Origin of the sequence: Gordonia sp. 852002-51296_SCH5728562-b, assembly GCF_001665475.1 — a bacterium.
Classification (GTDB): domain Bacteria; phylum Actinomycetota; class Actinomycetes; order Mycobacteriales; family Mycobacteriaceae; genus Gordonia; species Gordonia sputi.
The window spans coordinates 23,599-40,924 of sequence record NZ_LZMI01000021.1 but is presented as its reverse complement, the minus strand read 5'-3'; the positions used below and the strand labels follow the sequence as shown (position 1 = coordinate 40,924).

General features: G+C 64.9%; 14 protein-coding genes. 3 read left to right on the top strand and 11 right to left on the bottom strand.

The window, feature by feature from the left end:
• Positions 1-44: 44 nt before the first annotated feature.
• The 7 genes from A5766_RS04820 to dop form a co-directional block, all read right to left on the bottom strand.
• Positions 45-1,007, bottom strand: a complete 963-nt coding sequence (locus tag A5766_RS04820; protein ID WP_005202943.1) for a helix-turn-helix transcriptional regulator — start codon at positions 1,005-1,007, stop codon at positions 45-47.
• Complete coding sequence (locus A5766_RS04815; protein WP_005202942.1) at positions 1,007-1,993, bottom strand: helix-turn-helix transcriptional regulator; 987 nt, start codon at positions 1,991-1,993, stop codon at positions 1,007-1,009. The genes A5766_RS04820 and A5766_RS04815 overlap by 1 nt, the downstream gene beginning before the upstream one ends.
• Before the next feature lie 16 nt (positions 1,994-2,009).
• Complete coding sequence (gene pafA / locus A5766_RS04810; protein WP_049697377.1) at positions 2,010-3,368, bottom strand: Pup--protein ligase; 1,359 nt, start codon at positions 3,366-3,368, stop codon at positions 2,010-2,012.
• Between the two features lie 44 nt (positions 3,369-3,412).
• Positions 3,413-4,213, bottom strand: a complete 801-nt coding sequence (gene prcA, locus A5766_RS04805; RefSeq protein ID WP_064863965.1) for a proteasome subunit alpha — start codon at positions 4,211-4,213, stop codon at positions 3,413-3,415.
• Entirely contained in the window at positions 4,210-5,091 is an 882-nt protein-coding gene (prcB, locus tag A5766_RS04800) for a proteasome subunit beta (protein ID WP_005202936.1), read from the bottom strand. The genes prcA and prcB overlap by 4 nt, the downstream gene beginning before the upstream one ends.
• Complete coding sequence (locus A5766_RS04795; RefSeq protein WP_005202935.1) at positions 5,088-5,279, bottom strand: ubiquitin-like protein Pup; 192 nt, start codon at positions 5,277-5,279, stop codon at positions 5,088-5,090. The genes prcB and A5766_RS04795 overlap by 4 nt, the downstream gene beginning before the upstream one ends.
• Positions 5,280-5,487: 208 nt before the next feature.
• The gene (dop, locus tag A5766_RS04790; protein ID WP_064867529.1) at positions 5,488-6,987 is read right to left on the bottom strand and encodes a depupylase/deamidase Dop; all 1,500 of its coding nucleotides are present in this window, start codon (positions 6,985-6,987) and stop codon (positions 5,488-5,490) included.
• Positions 6,988-7,078: 91 nt separating this feature from the next.
• Here dop and glgP point away from each other — a divergent pair, with 91 nt between their 5' ends.
• On the top strand, positions 7,079-9,652 hold the full coding sequence (gene glgP / locus A5766_RS04785) for an alpha-glucan family phosphorylase (protein WP_064903641.1): 2,574 nt from the start codon (positions 7,079-7,081) through the stop codon (positions 9,650-9,652).
• 127 nt (positions 9,653-9,779) lie between these two features.
• Here the strand turns inward: glgP and arc are convergent, their stop codons facing one another.
• Positions 9,780-11,576 carry a proteasome ATPase gene (arc, locus tag A5766_RS04780; protein WP_005202930.1) on the bottom strand — a complete coding sequence of 599 codons (1,797 nt, stop codon included), beginning with the start codon at positions 11,574-11,576 and terminating at the stop codon, positions 9,780-9,782.
• Positions 11,577-11,765: 189 nt separating this feature from the next.
• Positions 11,766-12,596: a tRNA (adenine-N1)-methyltransferase gene (locus tag A5766_RS04775; RefSeq protein WP_005202929.1), complete on the bottom strand. Its 831-nt coding sequence runs from the start codon at positions 12,594-12,596 to the stop codon at positions 11,766-11,768.
• Between the two features lie 119 nt (positions 12,597-12,715).
• Here A5766_RS04775 and A5766_RS04770 point away from each other — a divergent pair, with 119 nt between their 5' ends.
• The gene (locus A5766_RS04770; RefSeq protein WP_005202928.1) at positions 12,716-13,663 is read left to right on the top strand and encodes a RecB family exonuclease; all 948 of its coding nucleotides are present in this window, start codon (positions 12,716-12,718) and stop codon (positions 13,661-13,663) included.
• 40 nt (positions 13,664-13,703) lie between these two features.
• On the opposite strand, the gene A5766_RS04765 is transcribed toward A5766_RS04770, so the two are convergent.
• Positions 13,704-15,248 (bottom strand): PE-PPE domain-containing protein, encoded by a 1,545-nt coding sequence (locus tag A5766_RS04765; RefSeq protein WP_231894549.1) that lies wholly within the window; start codon positions 15,246-15,248, stop codon positions 13,704-13,706.
• 289 nt (positions 15,249-15,537) lie between these two features.
• On the opposite strand from A5766_RS04765, the gene A5766_RS04760 reads away from it, so the two are divergent.
• Positions 15,538-16,380, top strand: coding sequence for a thioesterase family protein (locus A5766_RS04760; protein WP_005202926.1), 843 nt, complete (start codon positions 15,538-15,540; stop codon positions 16,378-16,380).
• Between the two features lie 27 nt (positions 16,381-16,407).
• Here A5766_RS04760 and hisG read toward each other — a convergent pair whose 3' ends face one another.
• Complete coding sequence (hisG, locus tag A5766_RS04755; protein WP_005202925.1) at positions 16,408-17,253, bottom strand: ATP phosphoribosyltransferase; 846 nt, start codon at positions 17,251-17,253, stop codon at positions 16,408-16,410.
• Positions 17,254-17,326: the final 73 nt, after the last annotated feature.

The window sequence follows — 17,326 nt, the reverse complement described above, 5'->3', positions numbered from 1 at the left end:
CAGGATTACCTTCCGCTTGTCTTCACACGATCCTACCGCGACACTCAGCGATAGCGCGCTCGCGCTGCGCGTGCGGCATTGGTCACAGCGTCGTCGATATCTCGATCGTCGACGACCCGCACGGTGCCGCCGAACCCCAGGAGGAATCGCGTCAACCACTCCGGTGAGCCGTACGCGAGTCGACCCCTGATCGGCGCATCGCTCTCCTTGGCGACGACCACGTCGTCGAGCGGATCGATCCGGTAGTAGTCGAGAACCCAGGCCTGCTCGGGATCGATCTCGATCTCGACCGAGCGGTGGTCGGGGTCGTCGCCGAGAAGCACGGACTGCTGCGTGCCCGCCACGGATGCGGGCGGAGTCGACGGCTCGTCGCGTAGCTGTGCGGCCTCGATCCGGTCGAACCGGAACAGGCGCACGCCCTCGCTGCCTCGGCACCAGGCTTCGAGGTAGGTGTTGGAGTTCAGTCCCTGCAGGCGTATCGGATCGACGACCCGCTGACTGACCGAATCGCGCGTCGCCGAATAGTACGTGAGGTCGAGTGCGCGGCCTTCGGTCACCGCACGCCGCACGGTCGCGTAGGTCGGGTTCTTCTCGTCGTCGTCGACCGACACCGTCGCGACCGCCGGAAGTGATTTTCCGACGGCTTGTTCGATCTTGGCGATGGCTCGCCGCGCGGCCTGCTGGTCGAGAACACCTGCCATATCGACCAGTGCTTGCAGGGCCACCAGCAGCACGCTGGCCTCGGCGCCGGTCAACCTCAGCGGGCGGTCCATGCCCGCCGTGAACCCGACATCGACATAGCCTTCGGAGAACTCGAGCTCGATGAGGTCGTCCGGGTAATAACCCGGCAGTCCGCAGACGAAGAGCTGCTCCAGATCTTTGCGGAGTTGTGCAGGTGTGACCCCGAGGTCACTCGCGGCCTTCTCCATGGAGATGCCGCCGCGCGTCGAAAAGTAAGGGACGAGCGCGAGAAGTCGGCTCAAGCGCCGCGATTGTGCGGTCGACATCAGGCGTTCACCCCGCCGATCCGGTCGAGACCCGCGACCACGAGGTCACGTAGTTCGGCCGGTTCTCGAACCACCGCGTCGGGGCCGACGGCCAGGATCATGCGGGCCAGCGTGCTCAGTGACCTGATCTCGATGACGAGATCGTCACCGTCCTCACCGTCGAAGACAGCAGGTGTGCTCGACGTCGCCAGACGTCGAAGCCCTGCCGCCCGGCCGCTCGCCACCCAGACACGTGCCGCGCGACCATCCGAACCGGTCGCGGAATCGACTGCGTCGGCGACGATCTGCTGCAGGTCGGTGTGCTCCGGACGGTGTACGACCCCGGCCGACCCGGTGGCGGTGACATCAGAAAGCCTGCTCAGCCGGAAGGTCCGTGTTGCCTCGCGACCACGGTCGTGGCCGACGACGTACCACCGACCCCGATGAGTCACCACGCCCCACGGTTCGAGCGTCCTCGTCTCTCCCGACGACGTCGCGCCCGCGCGGTAGGTGAACGTGATGGCCTGGCCACCGTCGATCGCTGCCAGCGTTGGCGCGAGAGACTGCTCACCACCGAGGGAACGCTGCGATACCGCCGCAACACCGATCTCGTCGTCGGCACGGACGTCGATTCCCGCTGCCTGGAGTTTGAGGACGGCGGTCTGCGAGATGGTCGAGACGTCGGAGTTGTCCCAGAGCGCTGCGGCCATCGCGATGGCCGCAGCCTCCTGCTCATCGAGCGTGATGTCGGGCAGTGAGTACGAGTCTGGATCGATGCGATATCCTTCGATCCCGCTCTCCGGCGAAGGACCGGTGACCAGCGGCACCCCGAGATCGCGCAGATCGTTCTTGTCACGCTCGAACATCCGATTGAACGCCTCGTCGGAACGCTCCTGGTCGTGGTAGCCGGACACGTTGCGGTGGATGTACTCAGCGGTGACGTATTGCTTGGTCGAGAGCAGACAGATCACCAGGTTGATCTGACGCTCGACTTTCGACGTAACCACGCCATGCAGCTTACGGCTACATGGATGCGATCAAGCGATCGACGCGCTCGTCGACGCTGCGGAACGGGTCCTTGCACAACACCGTGCGCTGAGCTTGGTCGTTGAGCTTCAGGTGGACCCAGTCGACAGTGAAATCGCGACCGGCCTTCTGCGCCGCGGAGATGAAATCACCGCGCAACTTGGCCCTCGTCGTCTGGGGCGGCTCGTTGACAGCGGTCTTGATCGCCTCGTCCGTCGTCGCGCGCGTGACCAAACCCTTGCGCGAGAGGAGGTCGAAGACACCTCGTCCGCGTTTGATGTCGTGATAGGCGAGGTCGAGTTGCGCGATCTTCGGATCCGACAACTCCATCGAGTACTTGTCCTGATAGCGCTGGAACAGCTTGCGCTTGATGACCCAGTCGATCTCGGTGTCGACCTTCGAGAAGTCGTCGGCCTCGACGGCGTCGAGCATCCGTCCCCACAGATCGACCACCATGTCCATCTCCGGATCCGGCGCGCGATTGACCAGATGCTCGACGGCACGTGCGTGGTACTCGCGCTGGATCTCCAGTGCTGTGGCCTGCCGTCCACCCGCGAGGCGGACCGGGCGCGTGCCCGTCGTGTCGTGGCTGACCTCACGAATCGCGCGGATCGGGTTGTCGAGAGCGAAGTCGCGGAAAGCGACCCCTGCCTCGATCATCTCCAGCACGAGTGCCGCGGAGCCGACCTTGAGCAGAGTGGTCATCTCCGACATGTTGGAGTCGCCGACGATGACGTGGAGTCTGCGGTATTTCTCGGCGTCGGCGTGGGGCTCGTCGCGCGTATTGATGATCGGACGCGACCGCGTCGTCGCCGACGACACGCCCTCCCAGATGTGCTCGGCACGCTGCGAGAGACAGAAGGTGGCGGCCTTTGGCGTTGCGAGCACCTTGCCCGCACCACAGATCAGCTGGCGGGTGACGAGAAACGGTAGCAGGACGTCGGAGATCCGGGAGAACTCCCCCGCTCGGACGACGAGATAGTTCTCGTGGCATCCGTACGAGTTGCCCGCCGAGTCGGTGTTGTTCTTGAACAGGTAAATGTCGCCGCCGATACCTTCATCGGCGAGTCGCTGTTCGGCGTCGACCAGGAGATCCTCGAGTACCAGCTCACCGGCGCGATCGTGGTTGATCAGCTGGATGAGGCTGTCGCACTCGGCCGTCGCGTACTCGGGGTGCGACCCCACATCGAGGTAGAGTCGCGCGCCGTTCTGCAGGAACACATTCGATGAGCGCCCCCACGACACGACCCGTCGGAAGAGGTACCGCGCGACCTCGTCTGGACTCAGTCGGCGATGGCCGTGGAAGGTGCAGGTGACACCGAATTCCGTCTCGATGCCCATGATTCGACGTTGCACTCTTCAACCCTACCCGCGGAATCCGGCGTCGACCGGTTGCACGATCAGGACGCGCCCGAATCGCTCGGGGCGTCGCCCGCCGCATCGCCGCTGCCGTCGGACGGTGTCGATTCGCTCGACTCTGCGGCAGGTGCGGGCAGCAGATCGGCCACCGCCGTGGCGGTCAGTCGTCGGAACGCGCGCCTGGGGCGATTGCGGTCGAGGATCGCGACCTCGAGATCGCCAGGGCTCAGTTCGCGTGGCGCAGTTGGGGTTCCGTTCGACGCCTCAGTCGGAGTCGAGAGCGCGTCCACCGCGATCTTCAGGGCATCTGCCAGTTGCAGATCGGGCTCGTAGCTGTCCTTCAGCGCCGCCGAAATGGCGTCGGTGGCGCCGCCCATGACGATGAACCGCGTCTCGTCGGCGATCGAGCCGTCGTAGCTGATGCGGAACAACTGCGAGGGCTTGGGCTTTCCGAAACGGGCGACCTCGGCCACGCACAACTCGACTTCGTACGGCTTGGGCTGCTCGGTGAACACAGAACCCAACGCGTTTGCGTACGTGTTGGCCAACGAGAGCGCCGACACGTCGGCCCGATCGTACGAATAGCCACGCATGTCGGCGAGCTGGATACCTGCTTTGCGCAGACTCTCGAACTCGTTGTATTTGCCGACAGCGGCGAAGCCGATCCGATCGTAGATCTCACTCGTCTTGCGCAGGGTGTTCGACGGATTCTCCGCGACGAAGAGCACGCCGTCGGCGTAGGTCAGGATGACCACGCTGCGCCCACGGGCGATTCCCTTGCGCGCGAGATCCGAGCGATCGCGCATGATCTGCTCGGCACTTGCGTAATACGGGAAGGTCATCGCGGCGCCTCCTCATGCTCTGCAGCTCTGCGCTCGATGATCGCCCGGGCTGCCGCCTCGATGTCGGCGGGTGGAACCTCTTGCGCGCCTTCGGCACTCACGACGACGGCGGTCGGGAAGATCTTGCGGACGATGTCGGGACCACCTGTCGCCGAATCGTCGTCGGCCGCGTCGTACAGCGATTCGACGGCGATAGCGAGCGCCGAGCCGGCGTCGAGATCGTGACGGTAGAGCTTCTTCAACGACGACTTCGCGAACACCGAACCGGAGCCGATGGCCTGGTAGCCGCCGAACTCCTCGTGGCGGTCACCGGCGACGTCGAAGGAGAAGATGCGACCCCGCTCGGTCGGGCTGTCGTGGTCGATGTCGTAGCCGACGAGGAGCGGGATGGCGGCCAGCCCCTGCATCGCGGCGCCGAGGTTGCCGCGCACCATCGAGGCAAGCCTGCTGACCTTGCCGTCGAGGGTCAGCGGAACACCCTCGATCTTCTCGTAGTGCTCGAGCTCGACGGTGAACAGTCGGACCATTTCGATGGCGATACCGGCCGTGCCCGCGATCCCCGCCGCCGAGTATTCGTCGGTGACGTAGACCTTCTGCACGTCGCGAGTCGCGATGATGTTGCCCATCGTGGCGCGTCGATCGCCCGCGAGCACCACACCGCCGGGAAAACTCACGGCAACGATGGTGGTGCCGTGCGGGATCTCGGAGGTGTCGGTGGTCGAGGTGAAGGTGCCCATGCGTTCAGCTCTCGCCTGTGGCAATTGGTCGGGCGCGTTGACCCGCAGATAGTCGGTGAACGACGAGATGTCGGCGCCGAATGTGGGGTGGGAACTTCTGGTGGGACCGGACGGGGACAGTGAACCGAACGTCTCGCTCACTGGCCACCCTTCTGCACGTACGCGCGCACGAAGTCTTCAGCGTTCTCTTCGAGCACGTCATCGATCTCGTCGAGGAGGTCATCGGTGTCCTCGGCGAGCTTCTCACGCCGTTCCTGGCCCGCACTGCCGTCGGAGCCGAGTTCGCCGTCGTCTCCACCGCCGCCGCGAGTGGTCTGTTCCTGCGCCATGTGCACTCCTTAGGTTTTGCCGGGACTCCGCCCCGGCCTGTGACTGCGCCTCTGGTCACCGCTCTTCGTCGTCAGCGACATCGCTCGCTTCACTCGCTCGTCGCTTCCTCCTGCATCGCGGTGCGGCGCAGTCACATCCAACTCGTGAATCCACACTACCGGGGGTTCAAGCGAAAAGAGGGTTGAACACGTCCCCGTCGACAACGGGTCAGGTCGTCAGTTGATCGACCAGCTCGGACGCCGAGTGCACGGAGTCGAGGAGTTTGCCGACGTGTGCCCTGCTTCCGCGCAGCGGTTCCAGCGTCGGAATCCGCACCAGCGAATCGCCACCGAGGTCGAAGATGACCGAGTCCCAGCTCGCTGCGGCGACGTCGGCGCCGAACCGGCGCAGGCATTCGCCACGGAAGTATGCGCGAGTGTTCTCCGGGGGTTCGGTGATCGCGCGCGTCACGTCGGCTTCGTCGACGAGTCGCTTCATCGAGCCGCGCGCCACCAGACGGTTATAGAGGCCCTTGTCGAGTCGGACGTCGGAGTACTGGAGGTCGATCAACTGCAGTCGCGGGGCCGACCAGCCGAGTCCCTCGCGCTGTCGGAAACCCTCCAGGATGCGCAGCTTCGCGGGCCAGTCGAGGATGTCGGCGCATTCCATCGGGTCGCGCTCGAGCCGGTCGAGCACATCGGCCCAGGTGCTCAGCACGTCCATCGCTCGCGCGTCGTCGGAGTTCTCACGCTCGTGGAACTTCGTGCATCGTTCGAGGTACTCACGCTGGAGTGCCAGCGCGGTGAGTTCGCGGCCGTCGGTCAGCGCCACCGTCGCCTGCAGCGTCGGATCATGGCTGATCGCGTGTACAGCCGAGACCGGGCGCGCGAGTTCGATGTCCGAGAAGTCGACGCCGGCCTCGATGAGGTCGAGTACCAGCGACGTGGTGCCGACCTTGAGGTATGTAGCGGTCTCGGCGAGATTGGCGTCGCCGATGATCACGTGGAGTCTGCGGTAGCGCTCGGGATCGGCGTGCGGTTCGTCGCGGGTGTTGATGATGCCGCGCTTGAGCGTGGTCTCGAGTCCGACTTCGACCTCGATGTAGTCCGAGCGCTGCGAGAGCTGGTAGCCCGCTTCGTCGCCGGACTGGCCGATGCCGACGCGACCCGCGCCGGTGATGACCTGACGCGAGGCGAAGAAGGTCGTGAGGCCCCCGATGACCGCGGTGAATGGCGTGTCGCGACTCATCAAGTAGTTCTCGTGGGTGCCGTAGGACGCGCCCTTTCCGTCGATGTTGTTCTTGTACAACTGCAGACGCGGAGCGCCGGGCACACTCGCGACGTGGCGGGCTGCTGCCTCCATCACCCGCTCGCCCGCCTTGTCCCAGATCACCGCATCGAGAGGATCGGTGACCTCGGGGGCCGAGTACTCGGGATGCGCATGGTCGACGTAGAGACGCGCCCCGTTGGTGAGGATCATGTTCGCGGCGCCGATCTCGTCGGCGTCGATGATGGGTGCTGGTCCGGTCCCGCGCCCCAGATCGAATCCGCGGGCATCGCGCAGCGGTGATTCGACCTCATAGTCCCAGCGCGTGCGCTTGGCGCGCGGCACCCCGGCTGCTGCGGCGTACGCGAGCACCGCCTGTGTCGACGTCATGATCGGATTCGCGGTCGGGTCGCCTGGCGCGGAGATCCCGTACTCGACCTCGGTGCCGATGATTCGCTGCATGGTATTGAGACTAGATGTCGGTCGGATGAAAGGTCGGACCCACCACCTCGCATCGGTCGCACCGGCGACGCTCGTGTGGGACCTTCTACACGTGAAAGCATTCCGCCGGTTCACCGTTCGGGTTCCGTTGCCCGCTCCCCTGTCCGATCTCGCCGTTCTCGCTCACAATCTCCGCTGGGTCTGGCATGCACCGACCCAGGATTTGTTTGCCACCATCGACCCCGCCAGGTGGGAAGCGACCGGTGATCCGCTGCGGTTGCTCGCGGAGGTGTCGCCCGAGAGACTCACCGAGTTGTCCTCCGACACTGAGTTCCTCACGCGACTCACCGCGCTGCGTGCAGACCTCGACGAGTACTGCACGTCACCCCAGTGGTACGGCGATCGCGCGGCGTCGGGAGACCCCATGCCCGATGGAATCGCCTACTTCTCGATGGAATTCGGCATTTCCGAAGTGCTCCCGATCTACTCCGGCGGTCTCGGCATCCTCGCGGGCGACCACCTCAAGGCGGCATCGGATCTCGGTCTTCCGTTGATCGGCGTCGGGCTCTTCTATCGGTGCGGCTACTTCCGGCAGAGTCTTTCGCACGACGGGTGGCAGATCGAGCGGTACCCGGTCAACGATCCGGGTGCGCTACCGCTGGCGTTGCTGACCGACGCCGCGGAGAAGCCTGTGATCATCGAGATCTCGATGCCCGGCGGACGCACGCTGCACGCACAGGTGTGGGTGGCCACCGTCGGTCGAATCCCGTTGCTACTCCTCGATTCCGACATCGCTGCCAACGACGACGAACTGCGCGGGATCACCGACCGGCTCTACGGCGGCGATCAGGACCACCGCATCAAGCAGGAGATCCTGCTCGGCGTCGGTGGGGTGCGCGCGTTGCGTGAATACGTCCGTCTCGCAGAACGCGCACAGCCCACCGTCTTTCACATGAACGAGGGCCATGCGGGGTTCCTCGGTGTCGAGCGGGTCCGCGAGCTCGTCGACTCCGCTGGGCTCGACTTCGATTCCGCGGAGTCCGTGGTCCGAGCGTCGACGATCTTCACGACGCACACCCCCGTCCCCGCCGGAATCGACCGCTTCCCCGACGATCTCGTGCGCTTCTACCTCGATCCGGGACCCGACGGAACGTCGAATCTGTTGCCGGGGCTGTCGGCGAGCACGGTTCTCGAACTCGGCGATGAATCGAATCCGGGTGTCTTCAACATGGCGCACATGGGTTTTCGCCTCGGTCAGCGATCCAATGGGGTGTCGCAACTGCACGGCGCGGTCAGTCGCGAGATGTTCTCCGACCTGTGGCCCGGGTTCGACGCCGACGAGGTGCCGATCGGTGCGGTCACCAACGGCGTGCACGGACCGACGTGGGTTGCGCGCAAATGGCAGGACGTCAGCGGGGGCAACGAGGACGCCGCACCTGCGGTCTACGCGGCCTTGCCCGCCGCAGACCTCTGGGCGATCCGCTCGGAGTTGCGCGCTGGACTAGTCGACGAGGTCCGACGTCGCGCCTATGCAAGTGGCCGCGACCGCGACTTCACCGACGCCGAACTCGGTTGGACCGCAGATCTTTTCGACCCCGACTCGTTGACCATCGGCTTCGCGCGACGGGCGGCCACCTACAAGCGACTGACGCTGATGCTGCGTGACCCAGACCGGATGCGCCGGATCCTCACCGATCCGGAACGGCCGGTGCAGCTCGTCGTCGCGGGTAAGGCGCATCCGGCCGACGACGGCGGCAAGGCGCTCATCCAACAGATCGTGAAGTTCACCGAGGATCCCGAACTGCGCGACCGCATCGTCTTCCTCCCCGATTACGACATCTCGATGGCGAGACACATCTACGCAGGCTGCGACGTGTGGCTCAACAATCCGGTACGTCCCATGGAGGCGTGCGGAACGTCGGGGATGAAGTCGGCGCTCAACGGCGGACTCAACCTGTCGATCCTCGACGGGTGGTGGGACGAGATGGCCGACGGCGAAAACGGTTGGGCAATTCCGTCGGCCGAAGGTGTGAACGACGAGAATCGTCGCGACGACCTCGAGGCCGAGGCTTTGTACTCGCTGCTCGAGGAGACCGTCGTGCCGCTGTACTACGCACGCGAGAACGGTGTGCCGACGCGCTGGGTGGAGATGGTCCGCCACACTCTCGCGGTGCTCGGTCCCAAGGTGCTCGCGTCGCGCATGGTCCGCGACTACACCCTCGAACTCTATGTGCCCGCCGGGATTTCGTACCAGCAGGCGTGCGCCGACGGGTACGCCTTGGCCACCTCGCTCGCCTCGTACCGTTCGACGCTCGCGTCGTCGTGGAAGTCGGTGGCGATCGCCGGGATCGACGAGTCGACGACACCCGACGACGAGCTCGACCTGACGGCGCACGTCTCGCTCGGCGAACTCGCGCCCGACGAGGTGACCGTGCAAGCCGTGCTCGGTCGGGTGACCGACGACGGCGACATCTACGACGCGGTGCATTCGCCGATGGAACCGGTGCCCGGGACAGATGCCTCCGGCCGAACGCGCTTCCGCGCGGCGGTCGCACCGTATCGATCGGGGGTGCTCGGTTACACCGCGCGTGTGCTGCCGCGGCATCCGCTGCTCACCGACGATGCCGAACTGGGCTTGGTGCGCTACCCGGCGTCGGCGGGTGAACCGCCCGCTATGCCGTCGTAAGCCCGAAACGCAACGGGAACAGACACAATTGCGGCCGACCCATAACGGGTCGGCCGCAGTTGTCTGTACCGAAGGCCTACAAGTACCGAAGGCCTACAAGTACCGAAGGTCTGCAAGTACCGAAGGTCTACAAGTACTGACCGGTGTTGGTCTCGGTGTCGATCGCACGGCTTGCGCCGGAGCTCTTGCCGGTGACCAGCGTGCGGATGTAGACGATCCGCTCGCCCTTCTTGCCCGAGATACGCGCCCAGTCGTCGGGGTTGGTGGTGTTCGGCAAATCCTCGTTCTCGGCGAACTCGTCGAGGATCGAATCGAACAGGTGCTGCACCCGCAAACCGGGGGCGCCGGTCTCCAACTGCGACTTGATCGCGTACTTCTTCGCACGGTCGACGACGTTCTGGATCATCGCTCCGGAGTTGAAGTCCTTGAAGTACATGATCTCCTTGTCGCCGTTGGCGTAGGTGACCTCCAAGAACCTGTTCTCGTCACTCTCGGCGTACATCCGCTCGACGACCTTCTCGATCATCGTGTTGATGCATGCGGTGCGATCGCCGCCGAACTCGTTGAGATCGTCGGCGTGTACCGGTAGTTCCTCGACGAGGTACTTCGAGAAGATGTCGATCGCCGACTCTGCGTCGGGTCGTTCGATCTTGATCTTCACGTCGAGACGTCCTGGCCGCAGGATTGCCGGGTCGATCATGTCCTCGCGGTTGGACGCACCGATCACGATGACGTTCTCGAGGCCCTCCACACCGTCGATCTCGCTGAGCAGCTGTGGCACGACAGTGGTTTCGACGTCGGACGAAACGCCCGACCCGCGCGTACGGAAGATCGAGTCCATCTCGTCGAAGAAGACGATGACGGGCGTGCCCTCCGACGCCTTCTCACGTGCACGCTGGAAGATCAATCGGATGTGGCGCTCGGTCTCGCCGACGAACTTGTTGAGCAGCTCGGGACCCTTGATGTTCAGGAAGTACGACTTCGCTTCCTTGGCATCGTCGCCGCGCGCAGTCGCGATCTTCTTGGCAAGGGAGTTGGCGACGGCCTTGGCGATGAGCGTCTTACCGCAACCGGGAGGCCCGTAGAGCAGCACGCCCTTGGGCGGACGCAATGCGTAATCGCGGAACAGATCCTTGTGCAGGAACGGCAGTTCGACGGCGTCGCGGATCTGCTCGATCTGCCTGCCGAGACCACCGATGTCCTCGTACCCGACGTCGGGCACCTCTTCGAGGACGAGATCCTCGACCTCGGCCTTGGGGACTCGCTCGAACGCGAAGCCCGCCTTGGTGTCGATCAGCAGCGAATCGCCGGGGCGCAGCTTGCGACGCTTACCGTCCTCACCGTCGACATCGCCGAGCAGTGGTTCGGCGAGCCACACGACCCGCTCCTCGTCGGCATGGCCGACGACCAGTGCGCGTTGACCGTCGCCGAGAACCTCGCGCAACGTGCTGATCTCACCAACCGAATCGAACTCGCACGCCTCGACAATGGTCAGCGCCTCGTTGAGACGCAGCGTCTGACCCTTGCTCAACGAGTCGAGATCGATGTTGGGCGAGCAGGTCAGCCGCATCTTGCGGCCTGACGTGAAGACATCGACGGTCTGGTCGGGGTAGATCTCGAGGAGTACGCCGTATCCACTCGGTGGCTGTCCGAGGCGGTCGACCTCCTCGCGGAGGGCAACGAGTTGCTGTCGCGCTTCTTTGAGGGTCTCGAGGAGCTTGGCATTGCGTGTCGTCAGGTTGTCGACCCGCTCCTGGAGGTCCGAAGCGTCTGCTTGACGTCCGAAGGACGGACGGCCGGCCTCTGCGCGCAACGGGGGCGTGTAAGCAGGAGTGAATTGTTCCTCGGCGGAATTGCTCGAATGGCTCGCGGTCTCGTCTGCCACATTCTCACCGGAGGCTTCATGGCGATCAGATTCGGTCATTGCTGACTCCTCTCCCCGGCAACGACCCCAGTGGGTTGCGCCGTAACACCACGCTACCGGGAGGCAGCAAATATCGCCGCGCACCGCGCGATACGCGGTGTTGACGGCGTGTTAAATGTGAGTCTTCGCAACGTATTCGCGGTGTTTCTCCGACGGAACCGCGCTTTGTTCATACCTGCTGCGCTGTGCTCATCCCTTTGTCGGCCGACGCTGCGGGCGCAGCGTCGTGACGCCGTCGGCCAGGCGTCGCGCGGTGATGAGAAAGGCCGTGTGTCCTTGCATTTTGTGCTCGGGGCGCACCGCGAGACCCACAGCGCTCCAGTCACGGACGAGCGATTCCCACGCGTGCGGCTCGGTCCAGCACTCTTGTTCGCGAAGCGCTTCGACGACCCGCGAGAGTTGCGTGACCGTTGCCACATACACGGTCAAAACCCCGCCTGGTTTCAATACCGTTCGAACGACATCAAGGGTTTCCCACGGCGCGAGCATGTCGAGGATGACGCGATCGAATCGTTCGTCGGTATCGATCTCGACGAGGTCGGCGACGGTCAGCGACCAGTTGGCGGGCGTCCCGCCGAAGAACGTCTCGACATTGCGACGGGCGTAGTCGGCGTGATCCTCGCGGATCTCGTACGACACGACTTCGCCCTCTGACCCGACGGCCCGCAGCAGCGAGCAGGTCAGGGCGCCGGAGCCGGCGCCCGCCTCGAGAACCCGTGCACCCGGGAAGATGTCGCCCTCACTGACGATCTGGGCGGAATCCTTGGGATAGATCACCTGCGCACCGCGCGGCATCGACAGGACGAAGTCGACGAGCAGTGGTCGTAGAGCGAGGTACTCGGTGCCGCTGGTGGCGGAGACGATGCTGCCCTCGGGCGACCCGATCAGATCGTCGTGCGAGATGGCGCCACGGTGGGTGTGGAATTGTTTGCCCTCTTCGAGATTGACCGTGAACTTGCGACCCTTGGCGTCGGTGAGTTGGACCCTGTCGCCCACGACGAACACGCCACTCGACGCCATGTGTGTTTCCTCTCGAGACTGATGTGACGCATGTGACCGATGAGAAACATCGGAGGTCAGGGTGCGCATGTCGGGCGGCAGCAATGTCACTGCCGCGACCTACCCTGCCAAATGTGAGCATGACTGCGTACCCCGGGTCCTCCGCCGACACCATCGCCCAGAAGGACGGCGCGGCCGAACACCCTGCGACCTCGCCGGCCCAGGCCCCCGCAGGATCGTCGGCGCCGAGTACCGAAGCGAGCGGGCAGGGACATGGGCGGGGACTCGTCGGCCGGCCGCTTGCCCTGTCACCGTCGAGGGCCGCCGATTTCAAACAGTGCCCCTTGCTCTACCGCTATCGCGCCATCGACCGGTTTCCGGAAACGCCGACGCAGGCGCAGACGCGCGGCACGGTCGTCCACGCGGCGCTGGAGAATCTGTTCGATCTGCCCGCCGAGCTCCGTACCCGCGAGTCTGCCGAATTCCTCGTCGAGGGCGCGTGGGCGGCGATGTGCGAAGCCGACCCGTCGCTGGGGGCGATCCTCGACGGCGACGACGACAAGTTCGTCGAGAAGGCGATCAAGCTGATCGGCAACTACTACCGCCTCGAGAATCCCACAGCGTTCACGCCAGAGTCCGTCGAAGAACATGTGGAGATCGAAAGCGACGACGTCCTGATGCGTGGATTCATCGACAGAATCGACGTCGCGCCGACCGGCGAGATCCGGATCGTCGACTACAAGACGGGCCGCGCGCCCGGTGAAGGGTATGAGGCCAAAGCGCTCTTCCAGATGAAGTTCTATGCGCTGGCGATCCTGCGGATCCGGGGTGTGGTGCCCCATCGGCTCCAACTCATGTATCTCTCCGACGGCCAGGTGCTCAGCTACACGCCCGACCGCGACGAGCTCGAACGGTTCGGTCGTACCCTCTCGGCCATCTGGCAGGCGATTCGCGAAGCAGTTGCCTCCGGTGACTTCCGGCCTCGCCGGTCAGCCCTGTGTCGGATGTGTGAACACAAGTCTCGGTGTCCTGAGTTCGGTGGCGAGATACCGGAGTACCCCGGTCCCCCGCCCGGATTTGTCGCCTGATCGCGCGACCTGTCAGGCCATTTCGTCCGAATCCTGTTGCCTAAGCGGCATTTTCGGCCGCATGCCGACCGGGTCCGGTCAACGCATGCTTGCCGCCTTCCGGCGACCCGCCTCCCGACACCCCTTCACGGGGCGCGTCGGGCTGTGAATCGGCCGCGTGCCGGGGCCCGCCTGACTGGGGTCCGCCTGACTGGGGTCCGTCTGACTGCATCTGCGGCACCGTCGGTGACTGCGACCCTGCCGATGAGTGCTGCTCGGGTGGGCTCGCGCCTTCGGCCGGCTTGGTCAGCGGCAACGGGTTGGTGGTGTTCGAATCGAGAGCGGGTGCCGACGCTGCGGGCGGCGGCGTGGTAACCCGCTCGGGCGCGCGGTGGCGGCCCTTCGTTGGCGGCTGGGTATCGGCGAGATGTCGGTCGCCTACGGCTTCGTCGGTGTTCGTCGACAACGCGGCGGGAGCAGGCGTTGGGGTGTTCTCGACGGCGGCACGCGACGCCGAACCCGGCTCGTCCGTCGGTGCCGTGCGTGCGGCGGTCGGGTCGACGACGTCGACGGCCGCGTTCTGCACTCCCGGCGCCTGGAGCGGGTAGAAGGCGTTGTTCACGTTGTCCCAGCGGGCCACGTCATCGTCGTCGAACGGGATGCCGAGGCGTGTGTTGATCAGTACCGCAAGCGCTGTCAGCGGATGGTGTTTCGGTGTGTAGACGAGGTAGGTCGTGTTGCCGTCCGCACTGTGCAGAACTGTCGGCTCCTGGCTGTAGTCGATGAGGTTGCCGTAGTTCTGTTCGCCGAGTCCGGTGTGGACCGTGAGGAAACCGGCAGCGTCGACGAGGAGTGAACTCACCGGTCGATTCCAGACCCATTGGAAGTTGGCGACGGGATCACCCACCACGATCACCGACGTGACCGGTAGATCGCCTGTCGCCTGCGGGTCGCGCGCCCCGTTGGACTCGGCACCCACCAGCTCCATCAGCCCGGCCACTGCCGGGTGGTCGGCAGCCCATGCTTTCAGCCCCCAAGGGCTGCGCGGATCCGAGATGAGCAGGACGTAGGACTTGTCGACGTCGATCGCCGTACCGTCTGCGTTGTTGGCGACGGCCTGTTCGGCCGCGTTGCCGAGGGCTTCGGCGCCCTGCGAAAAGCCGGTATAGACGACGGTCGGGTTCTCGCCCTGTTGCGTCGCGAAGGCGTGCATGGCCTTGAGGTTCTGCGCGACGGCGATGTCGCGCGACTCGTCGTAGGACGGCGCGAAGATCGGCAGTGAAGCTCCCGATCGTCCGCTGATGATGGGGCCGATCGCCTCGGGGTAGTCGATGATGTACGTCGGTCGATCCCCGGCACGGAAGTCCCTGATCCGTGGATACAGAGTTCCGTCGTCGGTACCCGGGGTGACGACGATCAGAACATCGCCATTGTGCGCTCCGATCGCCGTACTCAACCAGTCCGGACCTGTGCCGTCGTCGGGGTCGGCCGGGCGGAACACGCCATCGGCTGCGAGGCCGTTGACGGTGTCCTGAGTTGCCGCAACGGAAGGTACGCCCGCGTGCGCGGTTGTCGACGAGAGGGCGAGGGGAACAACGGTTCCCACACAGAGCGCGCAACCGACGGCAGCACCGCCGAACGATTTCCGGAGTCGGTACACAGGCAACCTCGTGAGTCGGTGCCGCCGTGCAGTTGGCAGCAGGGGACGTCCGTGACCGAATATTGCGATCTCAATAGTCGACATAACTGTCGCGAACAGACCTGAGTCTGGTCGTTTGACCAGATCGACGCCGTGCACACGTCGAGAATTAGTCTGAACGCAGTAATGAAAGCGTCTGATCGGATGACACTGACCTGGTCGGGTACGTGGGGTTCACGTCATTTAGGGTCGGGTCGTGGAGAGTTGCTACTACGAGCGCGTCGACGACATTCCGAACTCCGACGACGATGCTGACGATTTCGAGTACTTCTCGCCGACGGCCGCCACCCTGAGTGTGTGGGCCTCAGACATCCAGCACGGAGGACCCCCTGCGGGGCTGTTGATGCGCAGTCTTCTGCGCTGTGCGCCGGATCCCACACAGGAGTTCACGCGGGTGACCACCGAGATCCTCGGGCCTATCGGTCTGGGGCTCAACCGGGTGCGGGCCAGGGTGGTTCGTCCCGGACAGCAGATCGCGCTCATCGAAGCCGATCTGGAGGTCAGGCAACCCGACGGTAGGTACCGACTGGCAGCGCAAAGTGTCGGGTGGCGCATGCGCACAACGGATTCGACCACGATCACACGCGCACCGCGCGAACCGCTGCCGTCCCCGGAGACGCTGCCCGTGGTTCGCGGTGTCACCGGTGACGGTGACCTGGGCGTCGACTGGGGCACCGTCGGGTTCATCGGCACGACCGACACCGCAGCGACGCCGGGATTGCACGGCCAGACACCCGCGGTATGGATCAAGCCGTCGATTGACCTGGTAGAAGGCGAGACCATGTCGAATCTGGAGTCCGTCTTCACCGTTCTCGACGTGGCGAACGGGCTCGGCACGACGCTGCGACCGGACGAGTGGACGTGGATGAACACGGACACCACGGTTCACCTCGTCGGCCAGCCGACGACACCCTGGTTGGGCATCGACGCCGACATGGCCGCAGGCAGGCACGGCTACGGCGCCACGTTCGCCGATCTCTACGACGTCGACGGGTTCTTGGGCCGCTCCGCCCAAACCGTTCTGCTCGGTCCGCGCTGACCGTCCCGCGAGCCGGTTCGACCAACGTCAGAAGCGGCAGGAACGGATGTCCGACGCGAGGATCGCGCGCGCACCCAGCTCCGAGAGCTCGTCCATCAGGTTCTGGTGATCGCGACGCGGCACCATTGCGCGCACGGCCGCCCACTCGGGGTCGGCCATCGGAGCGACCGTCGGCGACTCGAGGCCGGGAGTGATGGCGGTCGCCTGCTCCAACAGCGATCGAGGGCAGTCGTAGTCGATCATCACGTACTGCTGTCCGAACACGACGCCCTGCACTCGTTTGATGAACTGCGTTGCGCGCTTGTCGGGGTCGACGCCAGCACGGCTGATCAGGACCCCTTCGGAGTCGCAGAGCGATTCGCCGAACGCCGCCAGGCCGTGCTGGCGCAGGGTCCGTCCGGAGCCGACGACGTCGGCGATCGCGTCGGCGACCCCGAGCTGGATCGAGATCTCGACCGCGCCGTCGAGGCGGATGATCTCGGCAGTCATCCCCCGCGACGCGAGGTCGTCGCGCACCAGGTTCGGATACGACGTCGCGATGCGCTTACCGCCCAGATCGTCGACGCTCCACTTCTGACCTGCGGGAGCTGCATAGCGGAAGGTCGAGGACCCGAAGCCCATCGCGAGCTCCTCGTCGACCTGAGCACCCGAGTCACGAGCGAGATCACGCCCGGTGATGCCGAGATCGAGCGTGCCCGCGCCGACGTAGATGGCGACGTCTTTGGGTCGCAGGAAGAAGAACTCGACGTCGTTGTTGATGTCGAGGACGGTGAGATCCTTCGAGTCGGATCGTTTGCGGTAGCCCGCCTCGGCCAGCACAGCGGCTGCCGACTCGGAGAGGGCACCTTTGTTGGGGACTGCAACGCGCAGCATGGTCACTCCAGGGGATGTCGATGAATCGTCTGTGGTCTGTAGGTCGGGCGGGCCGGGACCGAATCGGTCGCGG

Bases quoted from the DNA above. Each gene is read 5' to 3' on its own strand.
- A5766_RS04820 (WP_005202943.1), bottom strand. From the start codon at position 1,007: ATGTCGACCGCACAATCGCGGCGCTTGAGCCGACTTCTCGCGCTCGTC.
- prcA (WP_064863965.1), bottom strand. From the start codon at position 4,213: ATGACCTTCCCGTATTACGCAAGTGCCGAGCAGATCATGCGCGATCGC.
- A5766_RS04795 (WP_005202935.1), bottom strand. From the start codon at position 5,279: ATGGCGCAGGAACAGACCACTCGCGGCGGCGGTGGAGACGACGGCGAA.
- dop (WP_064867529.1), bottom strand. From the start codon at position 6,987: ATGCAGCGAATCATCGGCACCGAGGTCGAGTACGGGATCTCCGCGCCA.
- arc (WP_005202930.1), bottom strand. From the start codon at position 11,576: ATGACCGAATCTGATCGCCATGAAGCCTCCGGTGAGAATGTGGCAGAC.
- A5766_RS04775 (WP_005202929.1), bottom strand. From the start codon at position 12,596: ATGGCGTCGAGTGGCGTGTTCGTCGTGGGCGACAGGGTCCAACTCACC.
- A5766_RS04770 (WP_005202928.1), top strand. From the start codon at position 12,716: ATGACTGCGTACCCCGGGTCCTCCGCCGACACCATCGCCCAGAAGGAC.
- hisG (WP_005202925.1), bottom strand. From the start codon at position 17,253: ATGCTGCGCGTTGCAGTCCCCAACAAAGGTGCCCTCTCCGAGTCGGCA.